Here is a 13,077-nt window from a genome sequence, read left to right on the forward strand (position 1 = left end):
CAATACATCTAAGTTGAACTCTTGAGCTTCAAAAAAACTTCTAAATCTTCTGGAGTTCCTAAACCGTGCATTGTGTCTTTATCTATTTCATATATATACACTGCTTTTCCATATTCAATATATTCATTGAATATGGGACAAATATAAAATTCGTTGTTTGTCCGTATATTCTTGTTAATCATTGAATTTGCATACTTGACAAATTCCCAAGTACGTTTGTAATAATAAATTCCTACGGTAGCATGGGTACTAATTGCTTGTTTTTCAGCTACCCTTTTGACTAACCCGTTTTCGTCAGCATCGGCATAACTCCACTTACTTTCGGACGCTTCAAATGTAATCATCCCTGCGTCTGCATCTAAATCTCTCATTCTTTGAACAAAATCAGCAATAGAAGCATCTATATACTGATCAGAGTTAGCGACAATCAACTCTTCATTATCCGTCAGGTAATCCTCAGCTAAAAGAACTGTACAAGCAGCCCCCTCAGTTAGTTGATCTACACAAACAATTGAAGAGTCAGGTCTTAAAGATTTTAAGTAAGAACTTAGCTTATAATTGTCGAGGTGTTGCTTACGGCAGAGAAATATAAAGTAGCTGTTGGCCAGGTTCATATTTTCTACAACCCACTGAATCATCGGCTTACCGAAAACACGAATCATTGGTTTGGGGTCAATGTACCCTGCTCTGGCAAATCTACTTCCCTCACCAGCCATTGGAATCACAACTTTGATTTTGCCCACATTTTTTAAACTAGTCATGACTCTCTCAAGATTTACTTCTGATGGTTCGCTGACTTTGCAAATATGTGCCCCACAACTTTGAGCAGCTCTTAGACCAGCTTCAGAATCCTCTACAATTAAGCACTCTTCAGCATCTAAACCCATTTTGTCCATTGCCGAAAAATACATTTCAGGCGATGGTTTACCGTTTTTAACATGTTCATTACTTAAGAAGAATTCAAAATAGTCAATTAAATCTGACTTCTCAAGCATAAGTTTCACGGTTTCCAGCCTAGAATTAGAGCAAACCGCAACTCGGTATCTTTTGTGAAGATACTCCATCATTGCTAGTTTATCAGGCTGAGGTTGACATTTTTCATTTATTATTTCAAAAGTATATTTTTGCTTTTTATCATTAATTTCTTGATGCGCCTCTCTAGGTAAATCATATCTAACTGAAAGAATTTCTAGTTTAGTTCTTGTTGGTAATGCTTTAAAGAAATATATGTGCTGCTCTCTTGTAATTGTTAATCCGTAGGGTTGCAAAGCATGATTTAGAGCATCAAAATGCCATTCATCAGCATCAACAAGCACTCCATCAAGATCAAATAAAATTGCAGCAACCTTTTTCATTTAATTAATCTCCTTTAATAAATTCCTCAACATTATAGGATAATCTGTGCAAATCCCGGCGACATTCCATGCTATAAATTCTTGACATCTGGCCAGAGAAATATTAGCTGAATGTTTATGTAAATCTGGTGCTACAGCATATACTTTTTTACCAGCCACACTCAGTTTTTGAATCACTTGTTGAGAAAGCCAAAAATTATCAAACTCATCTAGCCAAACCACGTTAGATGTTGATTCAATAGCTCGTTCTAAGGTTTCACCTTTATCACTAACTCTGATAGCTATTTCAAGTTTTGAATTGAGATTTTTATAAACCGATGCTAGAGAATTATAATTTTCTATCCCAACCACCAGTTCTAAATCAAATAAGAATACTTTCAGCAAATTTAACTGACAAATACTTTTAATTAAAGCATTCTCATTGCCAGTGTCTTTAATATTAATAGCAATTGTTAATTGGGGATAATTTCTTATAACCTCAACTATTTCAGTCCAAGACTGTGTTTGCTCTGATGTGACTGGATCATGCTTAGCATACAATTTATTTTTATAAGTTCGTACGTCTAACTCTAAACCAAACTCTAAATCAAGACATTCTTTGCAAGCACTAAGATTATTTTCTCTTTGATAGTCTGAACCGATAATATTTCCTCGATGTGCAAGTATTTCAACCATAATTTTTCATAAATTCTTCTAATTTAATTCTGAGCCTTGAACCCCTGTCTCTAGGTAAGTTTTTATAGCGTCACAAGTTTTACCTGCAAACATTACCTGCCCTTTATTCAACCAAATTGCTTGTTCACAAGATTGTTCTATAAAACTTAAATCATGGGACACTACTAAAACTGTGACATTTGTGTCCCAAAATTTTTCAATCCGCTGCTTACTCTTATTCTTAAAATTTTCATCTCCCACCGATAACACTTCATCTAATATCAAAATATCCGGCTGCACATCAGTAGCAATAGCAAACCCCAGCCGTGCCACCATACCTGAAGATAAAGCTTTCACAGGCACTAATGCACAATCTTGCAATTCTGCAAACTCTAAAATTGAGTGTGTTCTTTCTCGCATTTCTGCCCTAGAAAAACCCAGCAGCACTCCATACAAGAGAATATTATCCATCACTGAAACTTCTGGGTCAAACCCTGCTCCGAGTTCAATCAAGGGGGCAATCTGACCGCGCACTCTAATTGCACCACTTGTCGGCTGCAAAATTCCACAAATGACTTTTAGGAGTGTTGATTTTCCTGAACCATTTGCACCAATAATTCCTAATTTATCGCCTGCATTTACAACCAAATTAATTTCATCTAGTACCAACTTTTTCGCAGGCTGACGATATTTGCCCTCAAAAAATGACAAAACTGTTTTCTTGAGATCATAAGAAAACTCTTCTTGTGTTCTTCGCCACAGCGAAACTTGATCTAGACGAATAACTTCCATCTATAGCAAATCCATAAATTGATGTCGCCACAACTGAAAACAAGCCCATCCTAGCGATAAAATAATCACGCTACTGAGCAAAGCGCCCCAAACTAAATTTAAATCTGGTGGTGCGCCAGATAATGTAATCTGACGAAGACTTTCGATAATTGGAGATAAAGGGTTTAAACCTAAAAAAGGCTGTACTACCTTTGGAACAATAGCTGCTGGATAAAATACAGGACTGCTAATCCACAACACAAACACAACTAACTCATAAAAATAAGGTAAATCTCTAAAAAAGACATATAAAGCACTTACAAAAAACCCAATTCCTATACAAACCAAAATTAGCGCTAAAATTGGGAATATCAGTGCCAGGACATTGACTAGACTTTTAGAATTAAAGAAAGTCATGATCGCCAGCAGTGGTAAAACCCCGATCGCAAACTGAAATACATTTGCTGCAATCATTGATAGAGGAAAAATACTGACTGGTAGGCGAATTTTATTCAAAAGTGAGCCATTGCTTACTACACTACTCAATGCCTGGGAGGTGGAAGCAGAGAAAAAGTTGATTACCACCAACCCTGTAAACGCTGCCAACATATAGTTTAAGATTGAGTTACCGTAATATGACGCAAACGTTGTACCAAAAATCGCAGTGTATAATCCCGTCATAATCAACGGGTTCAACAGTGACCAATAAACTCCCAAGAACGAACCCCGGTAACGTACTTTCAGATTCCGCTCTACCAATACGTGCAGCAATTCCCAGTACCGCCGCACTTGCAACCAAGTTGTTGAGTTACCTTTGACTGAAAGCTTCATCCTTACACACCGTCACACATCACAGGCAAGTTATTCGCGCATTTTACATGATTGGGGCATCTGCTGCATTAGCCTACACCAAAATTTTATTGTAAAAAGCACTTTCTAATAAAATACAAAAGTTATTAGTTATAACTTTTACACTCCCTAGTCAAAAAATTAGAACTATTAAACTACAAAAATTGATTTTGTATTTATTCTTTGCTGCTACGAATTATCAGCTTCTAAAGCTAAAGATTGTCTAATAGTTTGCACTACTGGCTCAATAGTTGCGTAATTAAACTCTGGCCAAATTGGTAAACTGAGTACCTGAATTGCCAATGGATCGCTAACTGAATTCACAGGCTATTTGCCTTTGTAATGACTAAAGCATCTGTCCCAGAGTTAACAGCGATCGCATGGCGTACCCCCAGATACTCAGGAATTTATTGCTCAAACAGCTTGACATCTGGGCCCATAATGAACTGACCAAATTCTAAAACACGGGAGATTGCAACCTGAATTTTAGATTTGAGAGAGTCGTACTGGAGTTTAAGATCGAGAACGGGGATATTAGTTTGGCTCATGCAACCCTTGTAACTTCTGTTTCTGATACTTTTGATATTTGGCTCCTGTGGAGTTGATCGCATACGTATTAGCATCAAACTTTAGCACATCACCGTAGGCACTCATCCATCCAATAATTTTTGCTGGAACTCCTGCGGCGATCGCGTCAGATAGAACGTCCTTTGTGACTCAGCTAACTATCACTCCTTATTGTTCATTCCCTAATTTGCTCGATTGCCACAAGTTGCTGACAAAAACTCAACTTGATGAGTCCCGGATTCAGCTACACTGAGACTTGGTTTATCTGAATTGTAAGTAGGCATGGAAATCGGACAAAAGGTTAAAGTTTTTCGTTTGCGCGATCGCGTCTCTCCTCCCATTGTCAAAAGGCTAGGACAAGTAGGCAGCATCTTAGGCTACAAAGTCACCGATGGTGGTGGTATCGGTGTAGTAGTACAGTTTGATGATGATTTTTCTACTTGGTTTTTTGAAGATGAAATCAAACCTGTGTAGAACAGAGAACTTAAAGCGGAAGCTGAGAGTATTTGTTGAGTGCTAAGGTTGAAAAGACCGGCGGTGAAAATAGGAATCAAGTAATGGCCCTGATATTAACATTTTTGGGCAAAAGCGGCGTCGCTCGTACCAAAATTGCGATCGCCGCCGCCAAATTATTGGCAAGCCAAGGCAAACGCGTACTTCTAGCAGGACATCCAGAACCAACATTTCAAATCCTGCTAGGCACTACAATTGCTCCCGACCCCCAAGAAATCGCTCCCAACTTACAAGTTATGCAATTTCAAGCATCTGTATTGCTAGAACGCAGCTGGGACGAAGTAAAAAAACTTGAGGCGCAGTACCTCCGCACCCCTATCATTAAAGAGGTTTTTGGTCAAGAACTGGTAGTATTGCCAGGAATGGACAGCGCCCTTGCCCTAAATGCTATCCGTGAATATGATGCCAGTGGCAAATATGATGCGATCGTCTACGATGGCCCAGGTGACGCTTCTACCCTCAGAACTTTGGGGCTACCAGAATCTCTCAGTTGGTATGTCCGGCGATTTCGGCAATTGTTTGTCAATTCTGACTTAGGGAAAACAATTTCAGAATCGCCCTTGATTCAACCACTAATCAGTACTTTTTTCAATATAAATTGGACGGCAGATAACTTTGCCCAACCCACCAATCAAGCCAACAATTTCTTAGAAAAGGGTAAAGCTGCTCTCGCCGACCCCAAGCGCATTGCTGCTTTTTTGGTGACAACAGCAGACTCGATTGAGGTAGCAAGTACCCGTTATTTATGGGGTAGCGCTCAACAAGTTGGTCTAACTGTTGGCGGGGTTCTTTTGGTATCTTCTGAGGCAAACGTCAACCTTTCAGAGGAATTTACACCCCTACCTATTAGTATTATTCCCGACTTACCAACAGATGACTGGCAACCACTAATTGACGCCTTACCCAACTTTGAAGCGCAAGCGGTACAAGCTCCCAAACCAATTGAAATCGACACCCACAATCGTCAAGTAAGATTGTTTTTGCCAGGATTTGACAAAAAACAGGTCAAACTCACTCAGTATGGCCCAGAAGTTACAGTAGAAGCAGGAGATCAGCGGCGGAATATCTCCCTACCCCCTGCTTTGATTGGTAGATCCGTTACTGGAGCAAAGTTTCAGAATAATTATTTGATAATTTCGTTTTAAGTAAGTTAGGGGTTAGGAATTAATACTCATAACTCCTAATTCAGAACTCCTTAATAAGTACGCCTTATGTCTGAATCATCTCCTATTACCCCCGATCCCAAACCTGTTGAGGCACTAGACTCAGTAGCAATAAATCCCAGTGAGCAAGTAACAGCCATTGGCGATGGGCTGCGCCCCGCTGGAAGCGATCGCAATGCTAAAACCAGGCAACTACTGGGTATGAAAGGTGCAGCATCAGGGGAAACTTCCATTTGGAAAATCCGGTTACAACTGATGAAGCCCATCACCTGGATTCCCCTCATTTGGGGTGTAGTTTGCGGTGCGGCTTCTTCCGGTGAGTATACCTGGACACTAGAAAATGTCTTGAAGTCAGCAACCTGTATGTTGCTAGCTGGCCCCTTGATGACAGGTTACACCCAAATTCTCAATGATTACTACGATCGCGAAATTGATGCGATTAATGAACCCTATCGCCCCATTCCCTCTGGGGCAATTCCCCTAAACCAAGTAATTACGCAGATTTGGGTATTACTTATTGCTGGTATTGGTCTGGCATTTGTTCTAGATGTGTGGGCTGGTCATGAGTTCCCCACAATTACAGTGATTGCCTTAATCGGTTCTTTCATCGCTTACATTTATTCTGCGCCTCCCTTGAAACTCAAGCAAAACGGCTGGCTGGGTAGCTACGCCTTGGGTGCAAGCTACATAACTTTACCTTGGTGTACAGGACAAGCTTTGTTTGGCGACCTCAGTCCCACAATTGTGGTCTTGACAATGTTCTACAGCTTAGCGGGATTGGGAATTGCCATTGTTAATGATTTTAAGAGTGTAGAGGGCGATCGCCAGCTAGGATTACAATCACTACCCGTCGTGTTTGGTATTAACACTGCTGCATGGATTTGCGTAGTGATGATTGATTTATTTCAAGGATTGATTGCAGCTTATCTTGTCTATATCCATGAGAATTTGTACGCAACAATTCTCATACTATTAATCATCCCGCAAATCACCTTGCAGGATATATATTTCCTACGTGATCCCGTGACTAATGACGTTAAGTACCAAGCCAGTGCTCAACCGTTCCTTGTCTTGGGAATGCTCGTCACTGGTTTAGCCCTAGGTCATGCTGGAATTTAACTTAATTGTACAGACGCGTCGTAGACGCTCAAAGAGCGGTGAGGGGGTCGCAGTCTTCTCTACGAGAGGCTTTGCCAAGGCGGTTCCCGTGGTTAGCGCAGCGATAGCGAGTCTTGCCTACGGCACGCTGCGCGAACGAGCGTCTTGCGTTAGCGTTCGCGCAGCGTCTCGTAGAGAAGCGGTAGCGACGTTCGCATAGCGTCTCGCAGAGAAGGAGCGTCACCCCCGAACCCTTTCGCGTAGCGTCTCCTACAGGAGAAGGGCTTCTGGTAAGAGTATAATCACGTCTTTACTCAGCACTACTAAACTTAATACCTCCGTAGTGAGAAGTTAGGAATGAGGAGTTAGGAGTTAATATAACTTCTAACTCCTAATTTGTATCAGGACTTACCGTGTTAGAACTGATGTCTTTTCTCATTCATGGGATTCAACCATTTTTAGTCCCTATTTGCTTTGTTGTTGCTTGGACTGTAACTATTCTCGTTGTTTGGAGTCTCTGGACGACGGCGCGAGATAGTGTCAGCACGGCCAAACAAATGCATCAAATCCCCTGTACTAACTGCCAATTTTTTACGGACGATTACCGTCTCAAATGCACCGTACACCCCTCCACCGCCAATACAGAAGAAGCTATCAATTGTATTGACTATCAACCGAAGACGAATCCTTATTTGTACTAAGCAGGGGGAAATTAGGAAGAATAATTAATGACCCTTGACCCTTGACTCTTGACTAAATCCAAAACCTCAAATCAAAAATTGATTGATGCTAGTTCAAAAACTTCAAGAGTGTGCGGAATTCATCGCAGGAGATAACACCATTCTGCGGGAACTGCTACATCCAGATAAGCAACCTCTGGCATTGCGCTATAGTTTGGCTCATGCAACACTGCCAGTCGGAAAAACCTCTCAACCCCACTCGCTCTCTACCTCAGAAGTCTATTACATTCTCAGTGGCACGGAGGAAATGCATATTGATGATGAAACCCAGATAGTTCAGCCAGGAGACGCGGTGTATATTCCTCCTAATACGCGGCAATTTATCTGTAACTCTGGCATTGAACCGCTGGTATTTATTTGTATTGTTGATCCAGCATGGCGTAAAGAAGATGAAACAGTTTATTAAAAACCACTTGCAGTTATAGTTTCAAAACCTAAAAAAAGCTCAGTATTTTTCAACAATCACTCATTTTCAACCGTCAACTTTACTTAACCAAGTAACCAAGTCATCTGAGCTAAGTGCTATTTCACTTCCCAAGGTTTTGATATAAAGAAGTCCGTCGCTAATTATTAAATCTCTGATTGGATACCATGAGTCTCTTGTCCTAATGAGAAGTTCTAAAGGAATTCCTGGTCGTAAAGCATACTTACGATGTTTCCACCAAGCTCGCCATAGGAGGACAGATTTAGTACACTGCATCTGGTAGCCTTTTGGAACTTCGCAGTATTGATATTGATAAAAACCACGACTATTTATTTCTCCTTTGAGGAGATAACTGGATTCTGCTAATACCTGATTTATTGATTCCCAATGAGATGAGTTGGCGTGAATCGAAAATTCAGGTATTTTATGAGATAGTTGGGCAGTAGCAATCACCCCTTCGGTTTTGGCTGTCAATTGGTTTAATTTATACACTGTTTGCGCTGTCAAAGCAGGGTTTGACAACAATATATCTTTTTTTTGAATAGAGTTTTGCACAAACTCCCGAATTAAATCTAAATTAGACAACATAAAATTGTTTATACTAAATTAACCAGTGTGATGGAAGCCATAACACTATGTAAATTAGTAACTACACTGGCATTTCACTCAAATCAGGATTACGTGCAAGCTTTATTTATACTTAATCGTTACTTGATATTGAGTATATTTACCAAAAACCAGTTGACAAAATTGGTATTTGTCTGCTACTCGCAAAGCGGGGCTTTAAATTTTTACGTCTTTGAGAAACGGTGTGAATACTGGAATCAATTCTGGACGACCAACGACAAGGGACGGAAAAGAGCGATCGCTATAATCTTCTCCTGGTGACAAAGGAAACGGGTCTGAATTGAGTGATAGCCAGACGCCACCAGCTGCTTGGACAATCACCCAAGCTCCCGCCAAGTCCCAAACTTTGGGTGTCGCCTCAATACCGCCTAGTGTTGCGCCAGTAGCAACCATCAGGAAGTTATAGCTAGCTACACCCAACATCCGAATTTTGCAGGGAAAGCCGTTTCTGATAATTGCGGTACTGCGGGAACAGAGGTTAAAAAAGTGATTGTTGCTAGGACTGTCAACACTGGTGTGGATGGGATGATGATTGAGAAATGCGCCTGTTGGTACTGTTAACCCAGATGAACCTGCCCAAAAACCATGAAAAGCTTGAGCTAATGGCGGCGCGTAAACATAACCAAAAATCGGTGTGCCTTTATACAGTAAACCTAGAGAAATTGACCAGATGGGAATGCCGCGCGTAAAGTTTGTTGTCCCGTCCAAAGGGTCAATTACCCAGCACCATTCTGTACCAGGAAATGACTGATCGCTCTCTTCGCTCAAAATCCCGTAACCAGAGAAATTAGAAGCGATCGCATCCCGAATTTCTTGATCTGCCCATTTATCCGCTTGCGTTACCAAACTACCATCAGCTTTTTGCAAAGCCTGCACCTGCCCAAAATCCTGCATCAATTGCTTTCCCACTCTGGCAGTGGTAGTTTGGGCAAAATCGAGAACCGTTGTCCAAAAATCACTCATTGATTAATTCTCGCGCAAAGGTGTTTCTGAGCCAAGTTAGGTATATTGGGGTTTTGGCTAGTGAAGTCTCCAGTTTAATCTAAATCACTTTCTAAAACTGAAGCGATCGCTTGCTTGGTACTTGTTTGAAATTCTGTTACATTTACCCGATTCAGAAACCAAATCGACAGCACCATTCCCACAGCTTCCAGGGCAAATACTAGTCCATAAGCTAGCTCCAGGCTAGGTAACAGCTGGCGACCGATATCTAAAACAGTACCGCCTATAACTACTGCTAGTCCCCTAGACATGGACTGTGCTAGACCCCATGCTCCGATAAATGTACCTGCGGCTTCTGCTGCTGTCAGATCCAACATCAAGCTAATTGCTGCTGTGGTCAAAAAACCGGTTGCTAAACCGAACAAGACCAAACCTAGCTTGAGGAAGGCAGGATTAGCAGTGAATCCTGATATCCCTAGCAATAATGAACAGAATGCTACTAACATACAGCCTAGGCGGGCAGTTCTGCGCTTACCCAAACGCGGCACAATAAAAAAGCCAGTGACGCCGTAAGCAATCAATATGCCAGTGCCATAAAAAACGTTTAATTTGGTACTTTCAGCCAAAGGCATTTTGAACACTTGGCCCGCATAGGGTTCCAAAACTGGGTCTTGCATGAATAAGCTGATGGTCATCACCAATAAAAAGGTGAAAAATAAACCAGTTTGTGGACTAGCTGTCAAGATTCGCCAAGCATTCCCCAGAGTAATGCTGTCTTCCCGGTTCACCAGCGTGGAACGGCTTAAGTATTGAGAGTACTTTTTCTCCACGCCAAATGTTGCTGCGATCGCCAAGCCAAATACAATTGCTGGGACAATGATAAATAGTCTGTTGACTGCTGCTTGTAAAGTCTCTATATTTGCTTCTGGCGTTAATTGCTTCAGCAAGCTGGAACTGATAATCGCTCCAACAATAATCCCCACCATTAGCATCGACCAAACCACACCGACTACTTTGGAACGGTTATCTTCTTCAGATATATCCACCAACAAAGCAGCAAAAGCAGTACCACTAGCACAAATTGCTAGACCGTAGATAGCAAAAACCAAAGCCAGAAGTGCTATCCAGCCGATAGTTTGAGTTGTCCATACCCAGCCGCCTGCACTAGTTGCGGCACTATTCATCTGCCACATCACTTGTACAGCTAAAAATGCAGCGATCGCAAATATCGCTGCTCCCACCCAAACATAAGCCGTGCGATGATACCCCCATAACGGCTTGGCATCAGAAATCTGGCCGAACCAAACGCGGGAAGGAGAAACAAATAAAGGCAGTGCTAGCACTACTGATACCAGCGTCGCCGGAATTGCTATTTCCTGAATCATGACTCTGTTGAGTACGCCCAAAGTCAAGATGGACATCATACTCAACCCCATTTGGAATAAACCCAGCCGAAACATAGTCAGCAGGTTGACTTTCGGCACAGCTAGGGATTTTGTTTCAGCATCAAATACATCACCGCTTGCCATAGCTACTTTTTCGTATGGTTTATGGAATATAGTCTCTCTTTAAATAAGAATAAACTGTTCGATTTCCAAAAAAAACTACTTTTGAAGATGGGGATGCTTACAACGTAAATTACGAAGATTATCACTAGGAGATAAATCCAATGATTACCAAAAGAAAACCCAGACACCCTAGTGGTTTAATAAAGCGTCAGTACCTTGAACCTCTTAACATCACAATTACTGATTTTGCGGACATCATTCGTGTATCTCGTAAAACCATGTCTGAGATAGTTAACGAACGTGCAAGCATTACTCCTGATATGGCACTTCGTTTATCTGTTGCCCTACAAACTACTCCTGAACTTTGGCTTAACCTCCAACAGAAGTATGATCTTTGGTCTGCTATTAATGAATCAGAATCTTGGAAATATATAACTCCTATAAATTTACAGGCTTGCTAAAGCTTAGTAGTTTCTCTCCAAGATGACTATCATCAGGAATGCAAAGCGGGTTTTAGTAAGTTACCATTCTGGGGGAGGAATCATCACACTCATTCTTGCCTGAAGTCCAACTACAGTCCCGTGTATCACTGTGCCGTCCTGAGCAATGTACCATCAACTGCATAAACGGCATCAAAACCAATTCTTTCTCCCCAAAGTGCTGCATCGGCTTGCTTGGATCGTAATCGAAGACTCGTTTCGACTAAATCATCACCGATTTCGTAATCTCCTGTGTCAACATTAATCGAGATAATTTTGCCAATGTTCTCTTGTGTCTCAACTTTGGCACGGATACTTCTTTGATAGAGTTCCTTTCCACGTCGGGCGACTTCTTGGCTACTGAGCGTAGGGTGGGACATAAATAAATCCCCTGTTTAAGCTGCTAGATTCTTCACTTCATTGTAGAGCAGAAGATGCAGAGGTTAGAGAGCTTTCTCACCTCTGATTACTCAAGTTTTAGGCAGATATATCAAACACATTATAAAGCTAAGTCTTGTATTAAAACAATTATTTTTTGTTGAAAAAAGTATATTTTCTAGATATCATAACAAAATTCTTGTAGAGCAGTAACAGACTGTGGAAGTCCTTGTCTCAAGAGTGTTTCCAAGTACTCTTGTTTTGTCTTGGGCGGATTTTTAAGAGTCCTTCTTTGTCTTTTCGCCGCTTGGCAAATGGCTGCTGGGTTAAGATCAATTAAACCTAAAATAAAATCATCTGGGTGCTGAGGTTCAATTTCGTAGGGTGCAAGATATGAGGCAGGAAAATCTTTGAGGTTAAAAGTGACTATGACATTGGCATGGCAACGAATTGCTGCTGCTAGAACGTGGCGATCGCCTGGATCTGGAAGTTGTAAACCCGCCACAAGTGTTTCATAGCCTGTCACGAGACAATCTCTGACATTATTATTCATATTTTTTTTAGTTTTGATCAGCTGTTCAAGTGTAATATCTGGACGATTTTGTAAAACATTTCTGATCCACTCCGAATGAATTTCATCTGTCCATCGCGCTTTAAATAGGTCGGTAAGCGCCAACCACATCAGAAAATCTCTTAATGGCGCTGGATATAAGACACATGCATCATAAATAGCTGTGAAATTAGACATTACAAGACTCTGCCACTTTTAGCTACTTAATCTTTACAGTATTGAATTAACTTTTTAGTAAGTAATTTATTGGAGTCTTAGTTACAGTTTTAGGATATATCATCTCAATAATCTTAGAGGATGTTTGAAAAGTCTAAATTATTACTAGCCCTGGCGACTAGAAGTCGCGGCTACACAGACAAAACCCACCTACGTGGGTTAAAAATCTTGATTTTGGTTAGTCCGCGCAGGCGGACTTTGCTTGTGTAGTCGCGATTTCCA

18 protein-coding genes are annotated in these 13,077 nt (G+C 41.1%); 6 read left to right on the forward strand and 12 right to left on the reverse strand.

Features of this window, described 5'->3' with window-relative positions:
- Positions 1 to 8: 8 nt before the first annotated feature.
- The 7 genes from HCR01_RS18840 to HCR01_RS18860 form a co-directional block, all read right to left on the reverse strand.
- On the reverse strand, positions 9 to 1,355 hold the full coding sequence (locus HCR01_RS18840; RefSeq protein ID WP_193197645.1) for an HAD-IA family hydrolase: 1,347 nt from the start codon (positions 1,353 to 1,355) through the stop codon (positions 9 to 11).
- Positions 1,356 to 2,030: a hypothetical protein gene (locus HCR01_RS18845; protein ID WP_193197646.1), complete on the reverse strand. Its 675-nt coding sequence runs from the start codon at positions 2,028 to 2,030 to the stop codon at positions 1,356 to 1,358. It abuts the gene before it with no gap.
- A gap of 18 nt (positions 2,031 to 2,048) precedes the next feature.
- On the reverse strand, positions 2,049 to 2,801 hold the full coding sequence (locus HCR01_RS18850; protein ID WP_193197647.1) for an ABC transporter ATP-binding protein: 753 nt from the start codon (positions 2,799 to 2,801) through the stop codon (positions 2,049 to 2,051).
- A complete protein-coding gene (locus tag HCR01_RS18855; protein WP_193197648.1) occupies positions 2,802 to 3,611 on the reverse strand; it encodes an ABC transporter permease in 810 nt (269 codons plus the stop codon).
- Between the two features lie 207 nt (positions 3,612 to 3,818).
- Positions 3,819 to 3,953: a DegT/DnrJ/EryC1/StrS family aminotransferase gene (locus HCR01_RS38800; protein WP_226889437.1), complete on the reverse strand. Its 135-nt coding sequence runs from the start codon at positions 3,951 to 3,953 to the stop codon at positions 3,819 to 3,821.
- Positions 3,950 to 4,036, reverse strand: a complete 87-nt coding sequence (locus HCR01_RS40800; RefSeq protein WP_413773955.1) for a DegT/DnrJ/EryC1/StrS family aminotransferase — start codon at positions 4,034 to 4,036, stop codon at positions 3,950 to 3,952. The genes HCR01_RS38800 and HCR01_RS40800 overlap by 4 nt, the downstream gene beginning before the upstream one ends.
- On the reverse strand, positions 4,037 to 4,177 hold the full coding sequence (locus HCR01_RS18860; protein ID WP_226889438.1) for a hypothetical protein: 141 nt from the start codon (positions 4,175 to 4,177) through the stop codon (positions 4,037 to 4,039). It lies immediately after the preceding gene.
- A gap of 301 nt (positions 4,178 to 4,478) precedes the next feature.
- On the opposite strand from HCR01_RS18860, the gene HCR01_RS18865 reads away from it, so the two are divergent.
- The 5 genes from HCR01_RS18865 (at position 4,479) to HCR01_RS18885 (ending at position 8,116) form a co-directional block, all read left to right on the forward strand.
- A complete protein-coding gene (locus HCR01_RS18865) occupies positions 4,479 to 4,670 on the forward strand; it encodes a DUF2862 domain-containing protein (RefSeq protein WP_193197649.1) in 192 nt (63 codons plus the stop codon).
- 83 nt (positions 4,671 to 4,753) lie between these two features.
- Positions 4,754 to 5,854 carry an ArsA family ATPase gene (locus HCR01_RS18870; RefSeq protein ID WP_193197650.1) on the forward strand — a complete coding sequence of 367 codons (1,101 nt, stop codon included), beginning with the start codon at positions 4,754 to 4,756 and terminating at the stop codon, positions 5,852 to 5,854.
- Between the two features lie 66 nt (positions 5,855 to 5,920).
- Positions 5,921 to 6,991 carry a chlorophyll synthase ChlG gene (chlG, locus tag HCR01_RS18875; protein ID WP_193197651.1) on the forward strand — a complete coding sequence of 357 codons (1,071 nt, stop codon included), beginning with the start codon at positions 5,921 to 5,923 and terminating at the stop codon, positions 6,989 to 6,991.
- 392 nt (positions 6,992 to 7,383) lie between these two features.
- Positions 7,384 to 7,671 carry a hypothetical protein gene (locus HCR01_RS38810; RefSeq protein WP_320073136.1) on the forward strand — a complete coding sequence of 96 codons (288 nt, stop codon included), beginning with the start codon at positions 7,384 to 7,386 and terminating at the stop codon, positions 7,669 to 7,671.
- An 85-nt stretch (positions 7,672 to 7,756) separates the two neighbouring features.
- The gene (locus HCR01_RS18885; protein WP_193197653.1) at positions 7,757 to 8,116 is read left to right on the forward strand and encodes a cupin domain-containing protein; all 360 of its coding nucleotides are present in this window, start codon (positions 7,757 to 7,759) and stop codon (positions 8,114 to 8,116) included.
- Between the two features lie 66 nt (positions 8,117 to 8,182).
- Here HCR01_RS18885 and HCR01_RS18890 read toward each other — a convergent pair whose 3' ends face one another.
- From HCR01_RS18890 to HCR01_RS18900, 3 genes are all read right to left on the reverse strand, one after another.
- Positions 8,183 to 8,722 carry a hypothetical protein gene (locus HCR01_RS18890; protein WP_193197654.1) on the reverse strand — a complete coding sequence of 180 codons (540 nt, stop codon included), beginning with the start codon at positions 8,720 to 8,722 and terminating at the stop codon, positions 8,183 to 8,185.
- Between the two features lie 195 nt (positions 8,723 to 8,917).
- Positions 8,918 to 9,724 (reverse strand): inositol monophosphatase family protein, encoded by an 807-nt coding sequence (locus HCR01_RS18895; RefSeq protein WP_193197655.1) that lies wholly within the window; start codon positions 9,722 to 9,724, stop codon positions 8,918 to 8,920.
- Between the two features lie 74 nt (positions 9,725 to 9,798).
- Positions 9,799 to 11,232 (reverse strand): BCD family MFS transporter, encoded by a 1,434-nt coding sequence (locus tag HCR01_RS18900; protein WP_193197656.1) that lies wholly within the window; start codon positions 11,230 to 11,232, stop codon positions 9,799 to 9,801.
- A 140-nt stretch (positions 11,233 to 11,372) separates the two neighbouring features.
- On the opposite strand from HCR01_RS18900, the gene HCR01_RS18905 reads away from it, so the two are divergent.
- Positions 11,373 to 11,672: a HigA family addiction module antitoxin gene (locus HCR01_RS18905; RefSeq protein ID WP_193197657.1), complete on the forward strand. Its 300-nt coding sequence runs from the start codon at positions 11,373 to 11,375 to the stop codon at positions 11,670 to 11,672.
- A 125-nt stretch (positions 11,673 to 11,797) separates the two neighbouring features.
- Here the strand turns inward: HCR01_RS18905 and HCR01_RS18910 are convergent, their stop codons facing one another.
- Both HCR01_RS18910 and HCR01_RS18915 read right to left on the reverse strand, forming a co-directional pair.
- Positions 11,798 to 12,070, reverse strand: coding sequence for a hypothetical protein (locus HCR01_RS18910; RefSeq protein ID WP_193197658.1), 273 nt, complete (start codon positions 12,068 to 12,070; stop codon positions 11,798 to 11,800).
- Positions 12,071 to 12,246: 176 nt separating this feature from the next.
- Positions 12,247 to 12,816, reverse strand: coding sequence for a PIN domain-containing protein (locus HCR01_RS18915; RefSeq protein ID WP_193197659.1), 570 nt, complete (start codon positions 12,814 to 12,816; stop codon positions 12,247 to 12,249).
- Between the last annotated feature and the right edge of the window lie 261 nt (positions 12,817 to 13,077).

The sequence above is a fragment of the Nostoc sp. MG11 genome, assembly GCF_014904695.1.
Taxonomy (GTDB): Bacteria; Cyanobacteriota; Cyanobacteriia; order Cyanobacteriales; family Nostocaceae; genus Komarekiella.

What these genes read in the sequence shown, in the direction of transcription:
- HCR01_RS18840 (WP_193197645.1), bottom strand. Translation starts at nt 1,355, where the DNA reads ATGAAAAAGGTTGCTGCAATTTTATTTGATCTTGATGGAGTGCTTGTT.
- HCR01_RS18845 (WP_193197646.1), bottom strand. Translation starts at nt 2,030, where the DNA reads ATGGTTGAAATACTTGCACATCGAGGAAATATTATCGGTTCAGACTAT.
- HCR01_RS18850 (WP_193197647.1), bottom strand. Translation starts at nt 2,801, where the DNA reads ATGGAAGTTATTCGTCTAGATCAAGTTTCGCTGTGGCGAAGAACACAA.
- HCR01_RS18855 (WP_193197648.1), bottom strand. Translation starts at nt 3,611, where the DNA reads ATGAAGCTTTCAGTCAAAGGTAACTCAACAACTTGGTTGCAAGTGCGG.
- HCR01_RS18860 (WP_226889438.1), bottom strand. Translation starts at nt 4,177, where the DNA reads ATGAGCCAAACTAATATCCCCGTTCTCGATCTTAAACTCCAGTACGAC.
- HCR01_RS18865 (WP_193197649.1), top strand. Translation starts at nt 4,479, where the DNA reads ATGGAAATCGGACAAAAGGTTAAAGTTTTTCGTTTGCGCGATCGCGTC.
- HCR01_RS18870 (WP_193197650.1), top strand. Translation starts at nt 4,754, where the DNA reads ATGGCCCTGATATTAACATTTTTGGGCAAAAGCGGCGTCGCTCGTACC.
- chlG (WP_193197651.1), top strand. Translation starts at nt 5,921, where the DNA reads ATGTCTGAATCATCTCCTATTACCCCCGATCCCAAACCTGTTGAGGCA.
- HCR01_RS18885 (WP_193197653.1), top strand. Translation starts at nt 7,757, where the DNA reads ATGCTAGTTCAAAAACTTCAAGAGTGTGCGGAATTCATCGCAGGAGAT.
- HCR01_RS18890 (WP_193197654.1), bottom strand. Translation starts at nt 8,722, where the DNA reads ATGTTGTCTAATTTAGATTTAATTCGGGAGTTTGTGCAAAACTCTATT.
- HCR01_RS18895 (WP_193197655.1), bottom strand. Translation starts at nt 9,724, where the DNA reads ATGAGTGATTTTTGGACAACGGTTCTCGATTTTGCCCAAACTACCACT.
- HCR01_RS18900 (WP_193197656.1), bottom strand. Translation starts at nt 11,232, where the DNA reads ATGGCAAGCGGTGATGTATTTGATGCTGAAACAAAATCCCTAGCTGTG.
- HCR01_RS18905 (WP_193197657.1), top strand. Translation starts at nt 11,373, where the DNA reads ATGATTACCAAAAGAAAACCCAGACACCCTAGTGGTTTAATAAAGCGT.
- HCR01_RS18910 (WP_193197658.1), bottom strand. Translation starts at nt 12,070, where the DNA reads ATGTCCCACCCTACGCTCAGTAGCCAAGAAGTCGCCCGACGTGGAAAG.
- HCR01_RS18915 (WP_193197659.1), bottom strand. Translation starts at nt 12,816, where the DNA reads ATGTCTAATTTCACAGCTATTTATGATGCATGTGTCTTATATCCAGCG.